Raw genomic sequence first — 21273 nt, 5'->3', positions numbered from 1 at the left:
ACCAGAAGAGGGCGGATGGGCGACGATGGACAATTATGACGCGGACGTGATCATCGTAGGTGCGGGCCCCACAGGACTCATGCTGGCCGGGGAGTTGGGCCTGCACGGAATTTCCGTTCTCGTGGTCGACCGGCTTGCCGAGCCGATGCAGCAGTCACGCGCTCTTGGATTCTCCGCGCGCACCATCGAGGAATTCGGGCAGCGCGGCCTGCTGTCCCGCCTCGGCGAGGTCGACGTCATCCCCGCCGGGCACTTCGGCGGGGTGCCGCTGGACTACCGGGTGCTCAGCGGCGGTTCCTACGGCGCCCGCGGCATACCCCAGTCCCGCACCGAGGCGATGCTGGCCGGCTGGGCTGCCGAACAGGGCGCCCGCATCCGCCGCCCCGTCGAGGTCACCGGCCTGCTCCAGGACGCGGACGGGGTGACGCTGCAGGTCGCGGGGCCGGACGGCGGCGAACAACTGCGCGGGCGCTACGTCATCGGGTGCGACGGCGCCCGCAGCGCGGTGCGCGGCGCCGCCGGGATCGACTTCCCCGGCACCGAGGCGGCCATCGAGCTGCGCTTCGCCGACATCGCCGGAGTGCGGCTGCGCCCCCGGTTCGCCGGGGAACGGGTGCCCGACGGCATGATCATGGTGCTGCCGCTGGGCCCGGACCGCTGCCGCATCATCTACTACGACCGCACCGAGCCGCTGCGCGAGAGCACCGACCCGATCACCTTCGACGAGGTCGCCGACACCTTCCAGAAGCTGTCGGGCGAGGACATCCACGCGGCCACCCCGCTGTGGGTGAGCTCCACCACCGACGTGAGCCGGCAGGCCGCCCAGTACCGCCGCGGCCGGGTGTTCCTGGCGGGCGACGCCGCCCACATCCACCTGCCCATCGGCGCCCAGGGCATGAGCGCCGGCGTGCAGGACGCGGTCAACCTCGGCTGGAAACTGGCACTCACCCTGCAAGGACTGGCCCCCGACGGGCTGCTCGACACCTACCACGCCGAGCGGCACCCGGTCGGCGCCCGCATCCTCACCAACACCCTGGCCCAGCGCATCCTCTACCTCGGCGGCGACGAGATCACCCCGCTGCTCGACGTCTTCACCGAGCTCACGCAGTACGAGCCGGTGCAGCGCCACCTCGTCGGCATGGTCACCGGACTCGACATCCGCCACGACGTCGGACCGGGGGAGCACCCCCTGCTCGGCCGCCGCCTCCAGGACGGCCCGCTGACCCGCGACGGGCAGCCCACCACCCTCTACACGCTGCTGAGCGGCGGCCGGGGCGTCCTGCTCGACTTCGGCGGCGAACACCCGCTGCTCGACACCGCCAAGGCCTGGTCGGACCGCGTCGACATCGTCGAGGCGCAGCGCGGCCAGGACCTGCCCGACGCCGACGCGATCCTGCTGCGCCCCGACGGCTACATCGCCTGGATCTCGCCCGACCCGGGCGCCAGCACCCTGCCCCGGGCCCTGGAGCGCTGGTTCGGCCCCGCCGCCTGAACCCGCACCGCACGCCGCGCATCCACTTCTGACAGGAAGCGAAACCACGCCATGCCCTACATCTCCACCCAGGACAAGCACCTGACCGTCCTCAACCTGTTCACCACCGACCGGCCGGAGAAGCAGGACAAGCTGATCCAGGAGATGCGGAAGATCGTCGACACCGCGGCCTTCGACGGCTGGATCTCCTCCACCGTGCACGCCGGCCAGGACAGCCCCGGCACCGCCAACTTCATCCAGTGGCGCAGCGGCGAGGACCTGGAGAAGCGGTATGCAGGCGAGGAGTTCAAGCACCGCACGCTGCCGGTCTTCCAGGACATCACGACCTCGATCCGGCTGCTGCAGAGCGAGATCGTCCACACCCAGCGCCACCCCTCCCAGGGCGAGTCGACCGAGGTCTCGCCCGACCGCGACGACCACACCGTCATCGAGATCTTCAAGGTCTCCGAAAGCAACCAGGACGAACTGATCGCGGAGCTGGGCGAGGGCCAGTCCTGGCTCGTGGACGTGCCCGGCTACCGCTCGCACAGCGTCTTCAAGGGACTGCGCGCCCGCTTCCTGGACGGCCCCTTCGCCGTCGTCTACTCGCAGTGGGCGAGCAAGGAGCAGTACGACGCCCACCGCAACCAGCCCACCGCGCAGCAGTCCGAGACCCGCCAGAAGTCCGAGGCCCGCGTCAACGCCCTGAAGACCGAGAGCGACTGGAACTCCTACCGGGTGATCCACAGCCGCGCCGCCGCTGTGTGACCCCTGCCCGGCCGCACGCACCCCGCCGGGCACCCACAGCGCCCGGACTTCTGCCGGGGCCGGGCGCCCCGCCCGGCCCCGGCACGCCCGACACCGGCCCGCCGGTCCCGACCCCGTCGTGCCCAGCACCCGGCGCCCACCGCAAGGAGCGAGGTATGCACAGCACGCTGATCGTGGCCCGGATGGCGATCGACTCCAGCGCCAGCGTCGCCGACCTGTTCACCGACTTCGACGCCACCGACATGCCCCACCGGATGGGCACCCGGCGCCGCCAACTCTTCGCCTACCGCGGCCTGTACTTCCACCTCCAGGACTTCGACTCCGACGACGGAGGCTCCCGGATCGAGCTGGCCAAGGACGACCCGCGCTTCGTCCGGATCAGCGAGGACCTCAAGCCGCACATCGAGGCCTACGACCCGGCGACCTGGCGCTCCCCGGCCGACGCCATGGCCAAGCGCTTCTACTCCTGGGAGGCCGGCGCATGACGCAGCGCCGCGTCGCCATCACCGGCCTGGAGGTCCTCGCCCCCGGCGGCCTGGGCCGCAAGGAGTTCTGGCAGCTCATCAGCGAGGGCCGCACCGCGACCCGGGGCATCACCTTCTTCGACCCCGCGCCGTTCCGCTCCAAGGTGGCGGCCGAGGCCGACTTCTGCGGCCTGGAGCACGGGCTCAGCCCGCAGGAGGTGCGGCGCATGGACCGGGCCGCGCAGTTCGCCGTGGTCACGGCGCGCAGCGCGGTCCAGGACAGCGGCGCCGAACTGGACGCCTACGAGCGCCACCGGATCGGTGTGGTCGTCGGCAGCGCGGTGGGCGCCACCATGGGCCTGGACAACGAGTACCGCGTCGTCAGCGACGGCGGCCGCCTCGACCTGGTCGACCACCGCTACGCCGTGCCGCACCTGTACAACTACCTGGTGCCCAGCTCGTTCGCGGCGGAGGTGGCCTGGGCGGTCGGCGCCGAGGGACCCGCCACGGTCGTCTCCACCGGCTGCACCTCCGGCATCGACGCGGTCGGCTACGCCGTCGAGCTGGTGCGGGAGGGCTCCGTCGACGTCATGGTCGCCGGGGCGTCGGACGCGCCGATCTCACCGATCACCATGGCGTGCTTCGACGCGATCAAGGCGACCACGCCGCGCCACGACGCGCCCGAGCAGGCCTCACGGCCCTTCGACAGCACCCGCAACGGCTTCGTGCTCGGCGAGGGCGCCGCCTTCTTCGTCCTGGAGGAACTGGAGAGCGCCCGGCGCCGGGGCGCGCACATCTACGCCGAGATCGCCGGCTACGCCACCCGCTCCAACGCCTACCACATGACCGGACTGCGCCGGGACGGCGCGGAGATGGCCGAGGCCATCCGCCTCGCCCTGGACGAGGCCCGGCTGAACCCCGAGGCGATCGACTACATCAACGCCCACGGCTCGGGCACCAAGCAGAACGACCGGCACGAGACGGCCGCGTTCAAACGGGCGCTGGGCGAGCACGCCTACCGCACCCCGGTCAGCTCGATCAAGTCGATGGTGGGGCACTCGCTGGGCGCCATCGGCTCCATCGAGATCGCCGCCTCCGCCCTGGCGATGGAGTACGACGTCGTGCCGCCCACCGCCAACCTCCACACGCCGGACCCCGAATGCGACCTGGACTACGTCCCGCTGACGGCCCGTGACCAGCGGGTCGACTCCGTGCTGACGGTCGGCAGCGGCTTCGGCGGATTCCAGAGCGCCATGGTGCTCACCTGCGCGCAAAGGAGCACCGTATGACCCCGGTCGCGGTCACCGGCATGGGCATCGCCGCCCCGAACGGCCTGGGCACGGCCGACTACTGGGCGGCGACCCTCGGCGCCAAGAGCGGCATCGGCCGCATCACCCGCTTCGACCCCTCCGGCTACCCGGCCCAACTGGCCGGGGAGATCCCCGGCTTCGAGGCCGCGGAGCACCTGCCCGGCAGGCTGCTGCCGCAGACGGACCGGGTCACCCGGCTGTCGCTGGCCGCGGCGGACTGGGCGCTCGCGGACGCCGGTGTGGACCCGCAGACGTTCGACCCGCTGGACATGGGCGTGGTCACCGCCAGCCACGCGGGCGGCTTCGAGTTCGGCCAGGACGAGCTGCAGAAACTGTGGGCCAAGGGCAGCCAGTTCGTCTCCGCCTACCAGTCCTTCGCCTGGTTCTACGCGGTCAACAGCGGCCAGATCTCCATCCGGCACGGCATGAAGGGGCCCAGCGGCGTCGTCGTCAGCGACCAGGCCGGCGGCCTGGACGCGCTGGCGCAGGCCAGACGGCTGGTGCGCAAGGGCACCCCGCTGATCGTGGGCGGCGCGGTGGACGCCTCGGTCTGCCCGTGGGGCTGGGTGGCCCAGCTCGCGGGCGGCCGGATGAGCGACAGCGACGAACCGGCCCGCGCCTACCTGCCCTTCGACCGTGACGCCCGCGGCTATGTGCCCGGCGAGGGCGGGGCGATCTTCATCATGGAGTCCGCCGACGCGGCCCGCGCCCGCGGCGCCACGGTCTACGGCGAACTGGCCGGGTACGGGGCGACGTTCGACCCGCCGCCCGGCAGCGGCCGCGGCTCCACCCTGCGCACCGCCATCCGCATCGCCCTGGACGACGCGGGCGCCGCCCCCGGCGACATCGACGTGGTCTTCGCCGACGGCGCGGGCGTGCCCGAACTGGACCGCGCCGAGGCCGAGGCGATCAGTGAGGTGTTCGGCTCCGGCCGGGTCCCGGTCACCGTGCCCAAGACGATGACCGGCCGCCTGCACTCCGGCGCCGCACCGCTGGACGTGGCCTGCGCGCTGCTGTCGATGCGGGCCGGCGTCATCCCGCCCACCGTCCACATCGACCCCTGCCCCGAGTACGACCTGGACCTGGTGCTCTACCAGGTGCGCCCGGCCACGCTGCGCAGCGCGCTGGTGCTGGCCCGGGGCCACGGCGGGTTCAACTCCGCGCTGGTCGTGCGCGCCGGGCAGTGAACCGCCCGCGCCGCACCGCAGCGCCGCCCGAGCCCGAGACGCCCGAGACGCCTGAGACGCCCGAGACGAAGGAAGCAGACCGACATGACTGATACGGCCGACCTCACGGAGCACCGTTTCACCCTCGCCGACCTGCGGCGCATCCTCATCGAGGCCGCGGGCGCGGATGAGGCCGCCGCCCTGGACGGCGACATCCTGGACACCACGTTCGGCCTGCTGGGCTACGAGTCGCTGGCGCTGCTGGAGACCGGCGGCTGCATCGAGCGCGAGTACGGCATCTCGCTGGACGACGACACGCTGACCGACGCCCTGACCCCCCGGGAACTGATCCACACCGTCAACGAGCGGCTGGCCGCCGCCCACGTGGCCTGAAAGGACATCCGACATGACACAGCCCACCCCCCGCGTCGCACTCGTCACCGGCGCGACCAGCGGCATCGGCCTGGCCACCGCCCGGCTGCTGGCCGAGCAGGGCCACCGGGTGTTCATCGGCGCCCGCACCGAGAGCGACGTCATCGCGACCGTCAAGGCGCTGCGCAACGACGGCCTCGAAGCCGAGGGCCAGGCCCTGGACGTGCGCGACGGCGCCTCCGTCCGCTCCTTCGTCGGGGCGGCCGTCGAGCGGTTCGGCCCCATCGATGTGCTGGTCAACAATGCGGGCCGCTCGGGTGGCGGGGTGACCGCGGATGTCAGTGACGAGCTGTGGGACGACGTGATCGACACCAATCTCAATAGTGTGTTCCGGATGACCCGTCAGGTGCTGACCACCGGTGGCATGCGGGATCTGGAGCGGGGCCGCATCATCAACGTCGCCTCCACCGCGGGCAAACAGGGCGTCGTGCTCGGCGCCCCCTACTCCGCCTCCAAGCACGGGGTCGTGGGTTTCACCAAGGCGCTGGGCAATGAGCTGGCGCCCACCGGCATCACCGTCAACGCGGTCTGCCCCGGCTATGTGGAGACGCCGATGGCGCAGCGGGTGCGCCAGGGCTATGCGGCCGCCTACCAGAGCACCGAGGAGGCGATCCTCACCAAGTTCCAGGCCAAGATCCCCCTCGGCCGCTACAGCACCCCCCAGGAGGTGGCCGGGCTCATCGGCTACCTGGCCTCCGACACCGCCGCCTCCATCACCTCCCAGGCCCTCAACGTCTGCGGCGGACTCGGCAACTTCTGACCCGGCCCGGACAAGGAGCAACTCTCATGACGACGCGTCAGGTCGAGCACGAGATCACCATCGCCGCGCCCGCGGCCACCATCTACCGCCTGCTGGCGGACGTGAGCCACTGGCCGCAGATCTTCCCGCCCACCATCCACGTCGAGCGCGAACAGACAGGCGACAACCAGGAACGCATCCGCATCTGGGCGACCGCCAACGGCGAGCCCAAGAACTGGACGTCGCGCCGCACCCTGGACCCCGAGGCCCTGCGGATCGGCTTCCGCCAGGAGGTCACCACCCCTCCGGTCGCCGCGATGGGCGGCACCTGGATCGTGGAGCCCCTCGGCGCCGACAGCGCCCGCGTGCGGCTGCTGCACGACTACCGGGCCATCGACGACGACCCGCAGGACCTGCAGTGGATCGACAAGGCCGTGGACACCAACAGCACCTCGGAACTGGCCGCGCTGAAGGACAACGTCGAGCACGCCCACGCCGCGGAGAGCGACGACCTGGTCTTCTCCTTCACCGACAGCGTCCAGGTCAACGGCGCCGCCAAGGACGTCTTCGACTTCGTCAACGAGGCCGGGCGCTGGCCAGAGCGGCTGCCGCACGTGGCCACCGTGCGCTTCGAGGAACCCGCCCCGGGCCTGCAGAGCCTGGAGATGGACACCCGCGCCAAGGACGGCTCGGTGCACACCACCAAGTCCTACCGGGTCGCCCTGGACGCCCGGAAGATCGCCTACAAGCAGGTCACGCTGCCCGCGCTGATGACCCTGCACACCGGCTACTGGACGTTCACCGACACCGGCCGGGACACCGCCGAGGCCAGCTCGCAGCACACCGTGTCGATCAACACCGCCAACATCGCCAAGATCCTCGGCGACCAGGCCACGGTCGCCGACGCCCGCGCGTACGTGCACGGCGCGCTGTCCGCCAACAGCCGCGCCACGCTGGGCCATGCCAAGGACTACGCGGAGCGGAAGCACTGACATGGCCGCGCAGGACCGGGACCGCACCCGCCGGGCGGCGGCCGTACCGGGCCGCACCGACGTGATGGAGACCCAGGTCATCATCGTCGGTGCCGGCCCCGTGGGGCTGCTGCTCACCGCCGAACTGTGCCTGCACGGCATCCAGGTGGCCGTCGTCGAGCAGCGCCACCGCCCCACCAAGGAGTCGCGGGCCTCGACGCTGCACGCCCGCACCATGGAGATCTTCGACAGCCGGGGCCTGCTGACCGACTTCGCCAGCCCGCCCACCGAGCCGCGGGGCCACTTCGGCGGCCTGCCCCTGGACCTCACCCTGCCCGGTGCCTATCCCGGACAGCACAAGGTGCCCCAGACCAGGACGGAGTCGGTCCTGGAGGAGTGGGCGCTCTCGCTCGGCGCGGACATCCGCTGCGGCCACCGGCTGCAACTGCTCGACCTGGCCCAGGACGGCGAGTTCGTTGAGGCGGAGGCGGTCGGCCGCGACGGGCGTCCGGTGCGGCTGCGCGGCCGCTACCTGGTGGCCTGCGACGGCCAGGACTCCACGGTGCGCACCCTGGCCGGAGCCGACTTCCCCGGACAGGAGGCCTCCCGCGAACTGCTGCGCGCCGACGTCGAGGGCATCGACGTCCCCGACCGGCGCTTCGAGCGGCTGCCGGGCGGCCTGGCGATCGCGGCGCGGCGGCCCGACGGCGTGACCCGGGTGATGGTCCACGAGTTCGGCGCGGCCGTACGCCGGCGCACCGAGCCCCCGCGGTTCGCGGAGATGGCCGCCGCCTGGCAGCGGGTGACCGGCGAGGACATCAGCACCGGCACCCCGCTGTGGGTCAACCACTTCGACGACGCCAACCGCCAGCTCGCGCAGTACCGGCACGGCCGCGTGCTGTACGCGGGCGACGCCGCGCACCGCCAGATGCCCATCGGCGGACAGGCCCTCAACCTGGGCCTGCAGGACGCGTTCAACCTCGGCTGGAAACTCGCGGCCGTCCTCGCGGGCCACGCCCCCCAGGGGCTCCTGGACACCTACCACGCCGAGCGGCACGCGGTGGGCAGCGCGGTGCTCGCCAACATCCGCGCCCAGGCGATGCTGCTGCTCGGCAGCGGCGAGGTGGAGCCGCTGCGCGCGGTGCTTGCGGAGCTGATGGCCCACGAGCCGGTACGCACCCGCCTCGCCGGGATGATCAGCGGCCTCGACATCCGCTACGCCACCTGCGGCGAGGGCCATCCGCTGGTCGGCGCGCGGCTGCCGCACGCCCGGCTGCGGGTGGGCAGCTCCACCTGCACCACCCTCGAACTGCTGCGGTCGGGGCGCGGGTTGCTGCTCGGCCTGGACGGGCGGGTGCCGGCCGTGGGGGAGCGGTGGGCCGACCGCGTCGACCTGGTGGTGGCCCGCCCGGAGCCGGGCAGCGACCCGGGCGAGCTGGACAAGACGGGCGCCGTGGCGGTGCGCCCGGACGGCTATGTGGTGTGGGCGGGGCAGAGCGCGGATCCCGGTGGCGCCGAGGAGCTCGCGGCCGTGCTGGAGCGCTGGTTCGGCACCCCCCGCTGACGGCGGGGCCCGCCCCCTCCCGCCCGACTGCCCCTGTGCACGGCCGCCTTCGAACGTAGGAAAAGAGACCGGATCCGAGCGAGGAGAGGCAGGACAATCATGGCAGGGACAGCGGTGGACACCGACGTCATCGTGGTCGGCGCCGGACCGGCCGGGCTGATGCTGGCGGGCGAACTGCGCCTGGGCGGAGCCCGCGTCATCCTCCTGGAGCGCCTCGCCGCGCCGACCGGGCAGTCGCGCGGGCTGGGCTTCACCGCCCGCGCCATGGAGGTGTTCGACCAGCGCGGGCTGCTGCCGAGGTTCGGGCAGGGCGAGACGCTCGCGGTCAGCCCCATGGGGCACTTCGGCGGGGTGCAGTTCGACTACACGGCTCTGGAGGACGGGCACTTCGGGGCCCGCGGGATCCCGCAGGACCAGACCGAGGCCGTCCTGGAGGAGTGGGCGCTGGAGCTGGGTGCGGACATCCGGCGCGGCTGGGAGGTGACGTCCCTGGCCGAGGGCTTCCTGGACGGCGACCACGTCGAGGTCACCGTCGCGAGCCCCGACGGGACGCGGCAGTTGCGCGCCGCCTACCTGGTGGGCTGCGACGGCGGGCAGAGCAGCATCCGCAGGGCGGCCGGTTTCGGCTTTCCCGGACTGCCCGCAAGCCGTGCGATGTTCCTGGCCGACGTGGTGGGCTGCGGGCTCGAGCCCCGCTTCCTGGGCGAGCGGCTGCCCCACGGCATGGTGATGGCGGCCCCGCTGAAGGAGGGCGTGGACCGCATCATCGTCTGCCCGCACGGCGCCCCGGCCCGCGACCGGGACGACGACATCACCTTCGCCGAGGTCGCGGCGGCCTGGCAGCACATCACCGGCCAGGACATCAGCGGCGGCAGCGCCGAGTGGGTGAGCTCCTTCAGCGACGCCACCCGCCAGGCCGACGCGTACCGGCGCGGCCGGGTGCTGCTGGCCGGGGACGCGGCGCACATCCATCTCCCGGCCGGCGGCCAGGGGTTGAGCACCGGCGTGCAGGACGCGGCCAACCTGGGCTGGAAGCTGGCCGCCACGGTGCGCGGCACCGCCCCGGCGGGCCTGCTGGACACCTACCACGGGGAGCGGCACCCGGTGGGGCAGCGGCTGATGATGAACACGCGCGCGCAGGGCACGGTGTTCCTGGGCGGTGAGCAGTCGGACCCGCTGCGCGCCCTGTTCGCCGAGCTCATCGAGCACGACGAGGTCAAGCGGCACCTGGCGGGGATCGTCAGCCACCTCGACATCCGCTACGACGTGAGCGCCCCCGGCACGCTTCCCGCCCACCCGCTGGTCGGGCGCCGCCTCGCCAAGCGCCCGCTGACCGGCGCCGACGGCGAGAGCGACACCGCGCGCCTGCTGCACCCGGCGCGCGGCGTGCTGCTCGACCTGGCCGACGACGCCGGGGTGCGCGCCGTCGGCGCCCGCTGGGCGGGCCGCGTCGAGGTGGTGACGGCCGCCGCCAAGCCCGTGGAGGGCGCCACCGACGTGCTGGCGGGCCTGGACGCGGTCCTGGTGCGGCCCGACGGGCACGTGGTGTGGACGGGCGAGGGCTTGGCGCACGGGCTCGAGGGCGCGCTGGGCCGCTGGTTCGGCGAGGGGCGAGCCGCGTAGTGGCGGCGGCCGCCGGGACACCCGTGACCGGCCAACCCGCGGGCGGGGTCCGCGAGATCGTCCTGGACGCGGCCGGTGTGTCCCTGTCCGCGCTGCTGAGCGAGCCCGCGGGCGGCGCACCGCGCGCCCTGGTCGTGGCGGTGCACGGCGGCGGCATGAGCGCCGGGTACTTCGACGGGCAGGCGCGCCCGGAGCTGTCGCTGCTGCGGCTGGGGGCCCGGCTTGGCTACACGGTGCTGGCGGTGGACCGTCCCGGTTACGGCCGGTCCGCCGCCGCGCTGCCGGACGGGCTGCGCGTCGCGGAGCAGACTCCGCTGCTGCGTGCGGCCGTTGCCGACTTCGCCCACCGTCGTCCCGTCGGCGCGGGCGTCTTCCTGCTGGCGCACTCCTTCGGCGGCAAGCTGGCCCTGTCGGTTGCCGCGCAGGCAACGGGCGGGGACGGGCTGCTCGGTGTGGACGTCTCGGGCTGCGGGCGGCGCTATGCGCCGGGTGCCGAGGACGATGTGCGCCGCGGCCGGCAGGGCGACCGGCGCCGGCACTGGGGGCCGTTGCGGCTGTATCCGCCGGGCACCTTCCGGGCCAGTGCGGGCACGGTCGCGCCGATGCCCGCGCGGGAGGCGGCCGACCTGCTGTCCTGGCCGGGGGCGTTCGACCGGCTCGCGCCCCGGGTGCGGGTGCCGGTGCGGGTCACCTTCGCCGAGCACGAGCTGTGGTGGCGCCACGAGGAGGGCGAACTGGCCGCCCTGGCGGCCGCGTTCACCGCCTCGCCCCGCGTCGTGGTGGCGCGGCAGCCGGACGCGGGGCACAACATCAGCCTGGGCTGGGCGGCCCGCGCCTACCATCTGCGGGCCCTGGCGTTCCTGGAGGAGTGCCTGCGCCCGGATGCCACCGGGCGCTGACCCTCCCCACCTCTCAGCCGTCCAGGACCACGATGTCCAGTTCCCGCAGCCGCTCGGGCCCGGCCACCAGGTCGATCGCGGTGATCTTCCCGTCCTCGATGGTGAAGTTGAAGACCACGATGGGGCGCACCTTGGACTGCCACACGGCGCCCACTGATCCGTCGACGAGGGCGATCCGGGCCGCTTCGGCGCCGCCGGAGAAGATGCTCGCCACGCCCCGCGCGCCCTCGGTGAGGGGGGCGGCGCCGATGCGGACCGCCGTGTCGTCGGCGTGCATGGTGGCGTCGGGGGCCAGCAGGGCAAGGAGACGGTCGAACTCGCCGTTGCGGGCGGCGGTGAGGAAGGCGTCCACGACCTTGTGCTGGCGCTGCAGGTCGGGCAGGGGAGAGGCGCCGTGCACGCGCCGGCGGGCGCGGCTGGCCAGCTGCCGGGTGGCCGCCGGGCTGCGCCCGATGATCGCGGCGATGTCGGCGAACGGCACGGCGAACGTGTCGTGCAGGACGAAGGCGAGCCGCTCGTCGGGGTCCAGGGTGTCCAGGACCACCAGCATCGCCAGGCCCACGGAGTCGGCCAGTACGGCCGCCTGTTCCGGGTCGGAGGTGTCCTCGGTGCGGGGCTCGCCCGAGGGTTCGGCGTGCTCCGCGAGGAACTCCTCGCGGCGGTTGCGGGCGCGGAGCATGTCCAGGCAGACCCGTCCCACGACCGTGGTGAGCCAGCCGTCGAGGTTCTCCACGCTGTCGGTCTCGCTGCGGTGCAGCCTGATCCAGGCCTCCTGCACGGCGTCCTCGGCCTCATCGGTCGAGCCGAGCATGCGGTGGGCCACGGCCTGCAGCCGCGGACGCTTCTCCTCGAACGCGCGCGCCAACCGTTCGTTTTCCTGCATGACCACCGTCGTCCCCTTCGATCCCGGTCGGTGTGTGACAAACGCCTGTCACATCTTCGCGCTGCCGGGCGTCATAGCAGTGACGAACGGGACCACCCGCGTGTGACGGGATGCGGCAGCCGCAGGCTACGCAAGGGCGCCGCGCCCCTGGTCGCGCTCTCTCCCGGATTCGGACCGGAGCTGTCGAGAGCAGGCTCCCTGACCCTTTGCGAGCATCCATGACAACACTACGTCGGCGACCAGACACCCGCAGTGACGATCCCAGCGCCGCAGCCGGTTTCTTGACCCGCTATGCCCGAATGGTCAGCGGCCGCCGCTCCAAGTGGGCCGTGCTCGTGATCTGGCTGGTGCTGATCTCAGCGGGCGGATCCCTGGCGGCCAAGCTGGGAGACGTACAGGACAACGACCCCGAGACCTGGCTGCCCTCCAGCGCCCAGTCGACCCAGGCGGTGAAGCTGGCCGAGGAGCACTTCGCCGACAAGGACAGCAGCACCGCCATCATCATCTACGCCCGCGGCGGCGGCCTCACCGACGCCGACCGGACCAAGATCGACGCGGACCGCGCCACCCTCCAGGACGACGTCGCCGTCGGCGACGTCGCCAAGGCCCAGGTCTCCGAGGACGGCAAGGCCGCCTTCCTCAGCTACCCGCTGCGCACCAGCCCCAGCGACAACGGCGTGCTCACCGACGCCGTCGGCGACTCCGAGGACATCGTCAAGAAGGGCGCACCCGACGGCCTCGACATCCGCATCGCCGGCGAGGCGGGCAGCGTCCGCGACTTCGCCGACGTCTACAGCGGCATGGACGGGGCCCTGCTGGGCGCCGCCCTCGGCGTCGTCGCCCTGCTGCTCCTGCTCACCTACCGCAGCCCCGTGCTGTGGCTGGTCCCGCTGCTGACCGTGTTCCTGGCCAGCCAGGTCGCCAGCGGCGTCGTCTACCTGCTGGCCAAACACGCGGGCCTGCTCGTCAACGGCCTCAGCGCGTACATCCTGATGATCCTGTGCGTGGGCGTCGGCACCGACTACGCCCTGCTGCTCATCGCCCGCTACCGCGAGGAACTCCACCGCCACGAGGACCGGCACGAGGCGATGCAGATCGCCGTGCGCCGCTCCCTGCCCGCCCTTGCGGCCTCCGCGGCCACCGTCGGCGTGGCCACGCTCTGCCTCGTCTTCGGCAGCATGAACTCCACCCAGGGCCTGGGCCCGGTCGTGGCCATCGGCATCGCGGTGGTCTTCCTGGCGATGACCTCGCTGCTGCCCGCCCTCCTCGTCATCCTGGGCCGCTGGACGTTCTGGCCCTTCGTACCGCGCCACACCCCCGGCTACGACGCGAGCGCCGAGAAGGAGCACGGCGCCTGGGCCCGCGTGGCCCAGGTCGTGGGCCGCAGGCCCCGCGTGGTGTGGGCCGCCTCCCTGGGCGTCCTGGCCCTGCTGGCGCTCGGCACCACCACGGTGGAGACCGGCCAGACCCAGGCCGAGCAGTTCACCAAGTCCGTCGACTCCGTCGAGGGCCAGCACCTGCTGGCCGACCACTTCCCCGCGGGCTCCTCCGCGCCCGCCGACATCTACGTGCCCGCCGCCGGCGCCGGCACCGCGCTGCGCACCGTCCAGGACGTGCCCGGCGTGCAGTCCGCCGCCACCGGACGCACCGCGGACGGCTGGACCCACCTGACCGCGGTGTTCGAGGACGCCCCGGACACCGCGGCGGCCAAGGACACCGTCGACCGGATGCGCACCGCACTGGACAAGACCGACGGCGAGAGCGCCGAGGCCGTCGTGGGCGGCCAGACCGCGATCGTGCTGGACACCTCCGACGCCCAGAAGGACGAGGAGATGCTGCTGATCCCGCTGATCCTCGCGGTCGTCTTCCTCATGCTGGTCCTGGTGCTGCGCGCGGTGGTCGCCCCGCTGGTCCTGCTCGCCTCGGTGGTGGTCTCCTTCGCCTCCGCCGTCGGCGCCGCCTCCCTGCTCTTCCACGCCATCGACTACCCGCGCATCGACCGCGGACTGCTGCTGATCGGCTTCCTGTTCCTGGTCGCACTCGGGGTGGACTACACGATCTTCCTGATGGCACGGGTCCGGGAAGAGGTCAAGGTGCGCGGACACCGCGAGGGCACCCTCACCGGCCTCACCGTCACCGGCGGGGTCATCACCTCCGCGGGCGTCGTGCTGGCGGCCACCTTCTGCGTCCTGGCCGCGATCCCGACCGTGTCCTCGCTGCAGCAGGGCCTGCTCATCGCGATCGGCATCCTCCTGGACACCTTCCTGGTGCGCAGCCTGCTGATCCCCGCACTCTCCCTGTCCATCGGCCCGCGCATCTGGCGCCCGGGCCACCCCGAGGACGAGGCGCCGCTGCCCAGCGAGCACCCGTCACAGACCGCCCGCGTCGACGTCGGCACCTGACCGGCGCGCCGGACGGAAGGGGCGCCGCGTCGAATTCCCCCGCGGCGCGGCGCCCGCGCCCCCCTCCGTCCAGGTCCCCGCAGACCCGGTGACCTGCAGCTGTCACACTCGCCCGCCCCCGTTCGTCATAGAAGTGACGCCGCCTGACAGCGGCGTCGGATGTTGGTCCAAGAGAGGAATAACCATGGAAGCGCGCCTGCAGAACCCGGCGATGATCCTTGACGCCACGCAGCCCGTCCAGGACATGTACAAGGCGATCTACTCCGGCGGGGTCCCGAAGACGACCCTGGACCTGGTCCACCTGCGCGCGAGCCAGATCAACGGCTGCAGCCCCTGTGTGGACTCCGGGGCCCGCGGCGCCCGCAAGGCCGGCGAGACCGAGGAGCGCCTGTTCGCCGTCGCCGCCTGGCGGGAGACGTCCTACTTCACCGACGCCGAGCGCGCCGCGCTGGAGCTGGCCGAGGCCGCCACCCGGCTGTCCGACCGCTCCGACCCGGTGCCGGACGACGTGTGGGAGCGGGCCACCGCCCACTACGACGAGAAGGGCCTGGCGGCACTGGTCCTGATGGTCGCCCTGACCAACTTCTTCAACCGCCTGAACGTGACTACCAAGGCGATCGCCGGCGCCTGGGGCTGACCGGCACAGCACACGGCTGAGGCCGGCCACCTCCCCCCGGGGTGGGCCGGCCTCAGCCGCGTCTGCGGCCCCTCAGAGCCTGTGTCACCGCCCGCGCGACCCCCGCAACGGCACGAGATTGATGCGCCACGACACCCCGAACCGGTCGGTCAACCACGCGAACCGGGCACTGAATTCATACCCGCCCGCCGGCATGATGACCTCACCCTTCTCGGAAAGGGACGTGTAGAGGCGATCGAATTCACTTTCCGATTCGCACTGCACATATATCGCGGTCGCGGGCGAGAACTCATACGAATCCCACGGGGCGAGATCGTATCCAACGGCCCCCGGCGGCGGCATGTTCGTGCACATGAACATCTGCCCGTCGAGTGTAAAGAGCGCGTGCTGCAGCACCCCTTCCTCCCACCCCGGCTCCCCGGCGCGCGCCCGGATCATCCGGTGCACCTCGGAGTTGTCGAAGAGCGAGGTGTAGAACTGCAGCGCCTCCTCGGCCTCCCTCCTGAAGGTCAGGAACGTCATCAGTTTCGGCGCCGGTGTCGCAGGCATCGTGGCTGCTCCTGTTCGTGGTGGTCGGTTGCCGGGCTGTTGCCCGGCACGACGGTATCCGCCGGTCACCACTGTTCAACCGAGCAATTCACCGGTTGAACAAAGCAGTCGAGTACGCCACCACCGAAGCTCATGGAGTGGTCGAGACACCGTCGTAACGATGTGGGCGTCTCGAACCGACCCGAAGGGTGAGTGTTCCGTGAGCGAGAACGCATTGCCGGCGGCGAAATCCGCCCGTTCCGAGCGGATCGCCGCGCGAACTCGCGGCGAGAACTGGAAGAAGCCACCGCGCCGCATAGAGACCTCGGAGTGCATCACCTGCGACAGCTGTCTGCGCGGCTGTCCCGAGGAGTTCGGCGCCATATTCGACCGCGGACTCGACGTCATCATCATTCCCGAGCTGTGCTCGGGCTGTCCTGCCTGCGTGTTGGAGTGCCCCGTCGACTGCATCTACGTCGACGAGGACTGGGACCCCACCGACGCCGCCCTGTGGAGCCACATCGACCTGTCCACGGGCACCTCATGAGCGGGCCCTCCGAGCGCGAGAGCCGCCGCGCCGCCAACGCCAGGAAGCGCATCAGCCGCCGCCCCAGCAGGCTGGGCACCCCCGCGGGCACCGCGGCAGGACCCGACCGCACCCGCGAGCCGGGCGCCGGCTTCCCCACCCTGCTGGCCCGGGTCTGGGAGCGGGCCCGGGCCAAGGAGGACCTGCGCTCCTGCGTGGACATCCTGCTCAGCCTCGACGGACACGTCCCGCCCGAGGTGCAGCTGCGGGCCCTGAGCACCTCGCAGGAGGCCGCCTTCAGGGCCCTGTGGGGCCTGACCTGGCGTCAGGACGAGCCCGGCCCGGCAGGCCCGGCCGCCGAGACGGCCCCGGTCGACCTCATCGAAGCGGCCGCCGAGGAACCCGTCTTCGTCGGCGAGCTGGCCCTGGCCACCACCGGCCGGATCGTCCTGCGCGGCCCCGCCCAGGGCCCCCTGGACCGCCGGGACCTGGTCGGCGGAGTACGGCGCGTGCCCTGGTCGCTGCAGGCCGCCCGCGCCTACCACGCCGAGCTGAGCCGCGCCGCCGCCCGCACCGCCGACACCGTCGCCGACTGCCGCGCCTGGCTGGACCGGCAGGGCGAGAAGGGCCGCGACGAACTCCTGGACCAGGCCAAGGAAGCAGCCCTGCGCACCGCCCCCTTCGTGCTCTACCAGGAGCACCGCCAGTACACCAACTTCCGCGAGCAGAACAGCCTCACCGGCAAGACCCTGTGGCCCGGCCACCCCGACTGCGTCCTGAGCAGCCTGCAGCAACTGCCCCTGGAACTGTGGTCGGACCACGACGTGCAGCTGGTGGTCGGCCTCACCCTGCTCATCCGCTCGGCCGGCGCGGGCCGGGTGGAGGAGGCCAACGGCACCCAGCTGCGCATCGACCACGTCGCGGCCATGCTGGAACGCATCCGCCGCTCCTACAACAGCGTCCCCGGCGAGCCGGTGGCCCCCGCCGCGTCCCACGGCGCGGAGGACCTGAAGACCCTCGCCGAGGCCCTGGGCGCACGCCGCCGGCAGGTGATCCGGCAGGTGCCGCTCTACCGCGAGATCCACGGCACGCTGATGCACAAGGTGGAACGCATCGCCACCGACACCCAAGAGGTGCGCCGGCGCGACGAGGAGGTCAGCCTGCGGCTGACCCGCAGCCTCCCGCTGACCGGCACCACCCTGGACGAGCTGGGCCACAGCGCGGCCGCCGCCCCGCAGTGGCTGGCCCGGCCGCACGGGCCCTATGCCACCGGCTTTGAGGCGCTGGTCCACGAGAGCGTGGCGGCCGTCGCCGAGGTCTTCGACGCCGACTTCGCCATGAGCCGCGGCATGCGCTCGCTGCCCGCCCTGATCGCCGGGCTGCGCGCGGAGAGCTGGGCGGAGATCTGCGGCTGGGACATCACCCACTACTTCTGCTGCGTGGTCCCAAGGCCCCGGGCCCGCGCCCACTTCGGCGGCTCGAAGGAGGCGGTGGCGGACGCGGCGTGGGCGATGTCCTCGCGCATGCAGTACAACTCCTGGCACTTCGTCCCCGGCAGCCTGCCCCGCCATCCCGCGGTGGTGGCCCGCGACCACTTCGTGCCGCCGACCATCCCCGACATCGCGTTCTTCTCCGACCAGCACCACCACGGGCACGTCAGCAACAACGTGCGGTTCTCCATCCGTTCCCCGCAGCCCGTGGAGGTGGCCGGACGCACCTTCAACGGCTTCGTCGACCTGCGCCTGCTGCGCTGCGCGGGCCGCCCCTTCGAGGAGGCGGACCTGCTGGCCGCGCACCGGGCGTCGCGCTTCGTGGCCCGCGCCACCACCCTGGCCGCCGAACTGACCGCCGCCGGGGCGCCGGTGGAGGTCACCGCATTCGACGCGGCATGGCACTGGCGCACGATCACCGGCACCGAAACCGGCACCGACACCGCCCGTCCCGGCCCCCTGGGCACCCCACGATGACCGCCCGGGGAATCGGCGAACTCACCCAGCACCTGCGCCGCAGGGAAACCACCGTCCTGGAGCACGTCCAGGCCGTGCTCGGCGCCGTCCGCGACCAGGACACCCTGGGCGCCTTCGTCACCGCCGCGGGAGACGAGGCACTCCAGGCCGCCGAACAGGCCGACCGCCGCATCCGCGAACGCGGCGACGACGCCTGGCACGGCGCCCCGCTGCTGGGCGTCACCGTCTCGGTCAAGGACCTGCTGCAGACCCGCGACCTGCCCACCACCCGCGGCTCCCTGCTGGAAAACCGGCGCGCCCGCGAAGACGCCCCGGCCGTCGCCCGGCTGCGCGCGGCCGGCGCCGTCATCATCGGCAAGACCACGACCTCCGAGTACGGCTGGAGCGCCGCCACCCTGGGCCGCCTCACCCCGCCCACCGCCAACCCCTACGCCCCCGGCCGCACCGCGGGCGGCTCCAGCGGCGGGGCCGCCGCCGCCGTGGCCACCGGCCTGGGCGAGGGCGCCCTGGCCACCGACGGCGCCGGCTCCATCCGGATCCCCGCCGCGTTCTGCGGAGTGGCCGGCTACAAACCCTCCTACGGACGCGTCCCCTACGTCCCCAACGGCGTCGACCGCCTCGCCCACCAGGGCACCCTGGCCCGCACCGTCACCGACGCCGCCGCCCTGGCCGCCGTCATCGCGGGCCCGCACCCCGCCGACCCCGACTCCGGACTCGGCTCGATCGACCAGCCCCCGGGCCGCCGCTCCCAGCACATCGGATGGATCGAGTACGACGGCACCACCGACGAGATCCGCAAGGTGACCGAACAGGCGATCGCCGCCCTCACCGGCCAGGGACACCGGGTCGAACGCATCGAGGTGCGCTGCGACGACCTCTACCCGGCCCTCGTCGACATCCTGGCCGCCGCCGAAGCCGCCGGCACACCCCGCGAGGACGAAGAACACTGCGACCCCGGACGCCTGGAAATCGTCCGCCACGGACGCTCCCTGAGCGGCACCGCCCTGATCCGCGCCGAAGAGGTCCGCCAGCAACTGCGCACCCGGCTGCGCTCGGTGATGCGCCGCCACGGCCTGCTGGCCATGGCCACCGTCCCCATCGAGCCCTTCGACCTCGGCGCCATCGCCCCGCCCTGGGCCGCCGACCCCCGCGACCTGCTCTGGCTGGCCTGGTCGCCCGCCTCCTACCCCTTCAACATGACCGGCCAGCCCGCGGTGACCCTCCCCGCCGGCCTCACCGGCTCCGGACTGCCCGCCGGGATCCAGCTCGTGGGCCCCGTCGGCGCCGACGAACTGGTCCTGACCGTGGCCCACCGGCTGGAAGCAGAACTGGGACCGCTGCCCCCGCCCCGCCTGCAGCACGCACTCGTCCCCGCCACCGAAAGGACCCCCTAAAACCATGTACACCCGCTCATGGCGCTCCGTAGCCGCCCAGGACGCCGTCGGCACCCCCTCCTTCGTCGCGGACCACGCACTGTGGAGCCAGGAACAGCTGGCCGCCGCCGAACAGATCGAGGCCGACCTGGCCCAGCTCGACTTCGTCCGCCTGGTCTTCTGCGACCCGCACGGCCTGGCCCGCTCCAAGACCCTGACCGCCGACACCTTCCGCTCGGTCCTGCGCAACGGCATGAACTTCAGCCCGGGCCCCTTCCTCTTCGACACCGGCCACGCCATCGCCGTCGACTTCCTGGGCGAGCCCGGCCTGGGCGTCGAAGAACTCGCCGGCGCCGGCAACTTCATCCTGGTGCCCGACCCCCTGACCTTCCAGCCCCTGCCCGGCACCCAGCCCCGCACCGCCTGGGTCATCGGCGACGAATACCTGCGCGACGGCACCGCACACCCCCTCTCCTCCCGCGCCGTGCTGCGCCGCCTGGACGCCGCCTACACCGCCCACGGCTACACCCCCGTGGTGGGCCTCGAAGTCGAGTGGTACCTCACCCGCCTGCTCGAGGGCGCGCCGGGCAACGAGGGCAACGGCTTCGGCCTGCAGGGCAGCGCCCCCCAGGTGGCGCCCCTGAACGCCGGCTACCAGTTCAACCTGGACGCCCGCTACGACTCCGTCGCCCCCCTCACCGACCCCCTGGCCCTGCACCTGAGCGCGCTGGGCCTGCCCCTGCGCTCGATGGAACACGAGTCCGGGCCCGGCCAGGTCGAATCCACCTTCAGCCCGATGCCCGCCCTGGACACCGCCGATGCGATGCTGCTCTTCCGCACCACCACCAAACGCTGGTGCGCCCAGCGCGGCCACCACGCCTCCTTCATGTCACAGCCGGGCCTGGACGCCTTCGACCCCAGCGGCTGGCACGTGCACCAGTGCGTCCTGGACACCGCCAGCGGACGCAACCTCTTCACCGCCGAAGGCCCATCCGGCGGACCCTCCCCGCAGGCCAAGGCCTACGCCGAGGGCCTGCTGGCCTGGAGCCGCGAGCTGTTCCTGCTGTCGGTGCCCACCGTCAACGGCTACCGGCGGCTCAACTCCCGCCACGCACTGGCCCCCACCCGCATCGACTGGAGCGTGGAGGACCGCAGCGTCATGCTCCGCATGGTCGGCGCAGGGCCGGGCGCCCACATCGAAAACCGCAGCGCGGAACCGTGCGCCAACCCCTACCTCGCCATCGCCGCCCAGCTGTTCGCCGGCCTCGAAGGCCTCACCGGCACCCCGGCCCCCGAGACCGGCCGCCCACCGGGCACCGCCTCACCCCAGTTCGTACCGCAGTCCCTGCACGAATCCCTGGACGCCTTCCGCACCGGCCGCGCCGAACAGCTCCTGGGCCGGCCCCTGGCGGCCTGCCTCACCAAACTCAAGGAGAGCGAACTGCACCGCTACGACACCTGGCGCGCCACCACCGGAACAGGCGAGGACCAGGTCACCGCATGGGAACAGCGCGAGTACTTCGAGGCGTACTGACCACCGCAGAACAGAG

The 21273-nt window shown here is 72.6% G+C and carries 19 protein-coding genes; 17 read left to right on the top strand and 2 right to left on the bottom strand.

Features of this window, described 5'->3' with window-relative positions; translation table 11 throughout:
* Positions 1-25 precede the first annotated feature (25 nt).
* From AC068B_RS32940 to AC068B_RS32890, 11 genes are all read left to right on the top strand, one after another.
* A complete protein-coding gene (locus AC068B_RS32940) occupies positions 26-1492 on the top strand; it encodes an FAD-dependent monooxygenase (RefSeq protein ID WP_478675196.1) in 1467 nt (488 codons plus the stop codon).
* Positions 1493-1543: 51 nt separating this feature from the next.
* Positions 1544-2239, top strand: a complete 696-nt coding sequence (locus tag AC068B_RS32935) for an antibiotic biosynthesis monooxygenase (RefSeq protein WP_478675195.1) — start codon at positions 1544-1546, stop codon at positions 2237-2239.
* Positions 2240-2394: 155 nt separating this feature from the next.
* Entirely contained in the window at positions 2395-2724 is a 330-nt protein-coding gene (locus tag AC068B_RS32930; protein ID WP_468569142.1) for a TcmI family type II polyketide cyclase, read from the top strand.
* On the top strand, positions 2721-3992 hold the full coding sequence (locus AC068B_RS32925; protein ID WP_356268322.1) for a beta-ketoacyl-[acyl-carrier-protein] synthase family protein: 1272 nt from the start codon (positions 2721-2723) through the stop codon (positions 3990-3992). Before AC068B_RS32930 ends, AC068B_RS32925 begins: the two co-directional genes overlap by 4 nt.
* Complete coding sequence (locus AC068B_RS32920) at positions 3989-5200, top strand: ketosynthase chain-length factor (RefSeq protein WP_478675194.1); 1212 nt, start codon at positions 3989-3991, stop codon at positions 5198-5200. Before AC068B_RS32925 ends, AC068B_RS32920 begins: the two co-directional genes overlap by 4 nt.
* 84 nt (positions 5201-5284) lie before the next feature.
* Complete coding sequence (locus AC068B_RS32915) at positions 5285-5572, top strand: acyl carrier protein (protein ID WP_356268318.1); 288 nt, start codon at positions 5285-5287, stop codon at positions 5570-5572.
* A gap of 13 nt (positions 5573-5585) precedes the next feature.
* The gene (gene fabG / locus AC068B_RS32910; protein WP_478675193.1) at positions 5586-6371 is read left to right on the top strand and encodes a 3-oxoacyl-ACP reductase FabG; all 786 of its coding nucleotides are present in this window, start codon (positions 5586-5588) and stop codon (positions 6369-6371) included.
* 26 nt (positions 6372-6397) lie between these two features.
* Positions 6398-7342 carry an aromatase/cyclase gene (locus AC068B_RS32905; RefSeq protein WP_478675192.1) on the top strand — a complete coding sequence of 315 codons (945 nt, stop codon included), beginning with the start codon at positions 6398-6400 and terminating at the stop codon, positions 7340-7342.
* 1 nt (position 7343) lies between these two features.
* Entirely contained in the window at positions 7344-8885 is a 1542-nt protein-coding gene (locus AC068B_RS32900; protein ID WP_478675191.1) for an FAD-dependent monooxygenase, read from the top strand.
* Between the two features lie 99 nt (positions 8886-8984).
* Positions 8985-10508: an FAD-dependent monooxygenase gene (locus AC068B_RS32895; protein WP_478675190.1), complete on the top strand. Its 1524-nt coding sequence runs from the start codon at positions 8985-8987 to the stop codon at positions 10506-10508.
* A 23-nt stretch (positions 10509-10531) separates the two neighbouring features.
* Positions 10532-11407: an alpha/beta hydrolase gene (locus tag AC068B_RS32890; RefSeq protein ID WP_478675189.1), complete on the top strand. Its 876-nt coding sequence runs from the start codon at positions 10532-10534 to the stop codon at positions 11405-11407.
* A gap of 13 nt (positions 11408-11420) precedes the next feature.
* Here AC068B_RS32890 and AC068B_RS32885 read toward each other — a convergent pair whose 3' ends face one another.
* On the bottom strand, positions 11421-12290 hold the full coding sequence (locus AC068B_RS32885) for a sigma-70 family RNA polymerase sigma factor (RefSeq protein ID WP_356268661.1): 870 nt from the start codon (positions 12288-12290) through the stop codon (positions 11421-11423).
* 281 nt (positions 12291-12571) lie between these two features.
* Between AC068B_RS32885 and AC068B_RS32880 the strand changes: the two genes are divergently transcribed.
* Positions 12572-14692: an MMPL family transporter gene (locus tag AC068B_RS32880; protein ID WP_478675188.1), complete on the top strand. Its 2121-nt coding sequence runs from the start codon at positions 12572-12574 to the stop codon at positions 14690-14692.
* Positions 14693-14876: 184 nt separating this feature from the next.
* Positions 14877-15329, top strand: coding sequence for a carboxymuconolactone decarboxylase family protein (locus AC068B_RS32875; RefSeq protein ID WP_055567053.1), 453 nt, complete (start codon positions 14877-14879; stop codon positions 15327-15329).
* 84 nt (positions 15330-15413) lie between these two features.
* On the opposite strand, the gene AC068B_RS32870 is transcribed toward AC068B_RS32875, so the two are convergent.
* Positions 15414-15878, bottom strand: coding sequence for a VOC family protein (locus AC068B_RS32870; RefSeq protein WP_478675187.1), 465 nt, complete (start codon positions 15876-15878; stop codon positions 15414-15416).
* Between the two features lie 199 nt (positions 15879-16077).
* On the opposite strand from AC068B_RS32870, the gene AC068B_RS32865 reads away from it, so the two are divergent.
* From AC068B_RS32865 to AC068B_RS32850, 4 genes are read left to right on the top strand one after another with little or no spacing between them, the layout of a single operon-like run.
* Complete coding sequence (locus AC068B_RS32865) at positions 16078-16404, top strand: 4Fe-4S dicluster domain-containing protein (protein ID WP_478675186.1); 327 nt, start codon at positions 16078-16080, stop codon at positions 16402-16404.
* Positions 16401-18350 (top strand): hypothetical protein, encoded by a 1950-nt coding sequence (locus AC068B_RS32860; protein ID WP_478675185.1) that lies wholly within the window; start codon positions 16401-16403, stop codon positions 18348-18350. The genes AC068B_RS32865 and AC068B_RS32860 overlap by 4 nt, the downstream gene beginning before the upstream one ends.
* Positions 18347-19744 (top strand): amidase, encoded by a 1398-nt coding sequence (locus AC068B_RS32855; RefSeq protein WP_478675184.1) that lies wholly within the window; start codon positions 18347-18349, stop codon positions 19742-19744. The genes AC068B_RS32860 and AC068B_RS32855 overlap by 4 nt, the downstream gene beginning before the upstream one ends.
* 4 nt (positions 19745-19748) lie before the next feature.
* On the top strand, positions 19749-21257 hold the full coding sequence (locus tag AC068B_RS32850; protein WP_478675183.1) for a glutamine synthetase family protein: 1509 nt from the start codon (positions 19749-19751) through the stop codon (positions 21255-21257).
* The last annotated feature ends 16 nt before the right edge of the window (positions 21258-21273 follow it).

This window comes from Streptomyces sp. NPDC042371 (assembly GCF_056437465.1).
Note: the sequence above shows the minus strand (reverse complement) of the source record. Positions and strands in the feature narration are given on the sequence as shown.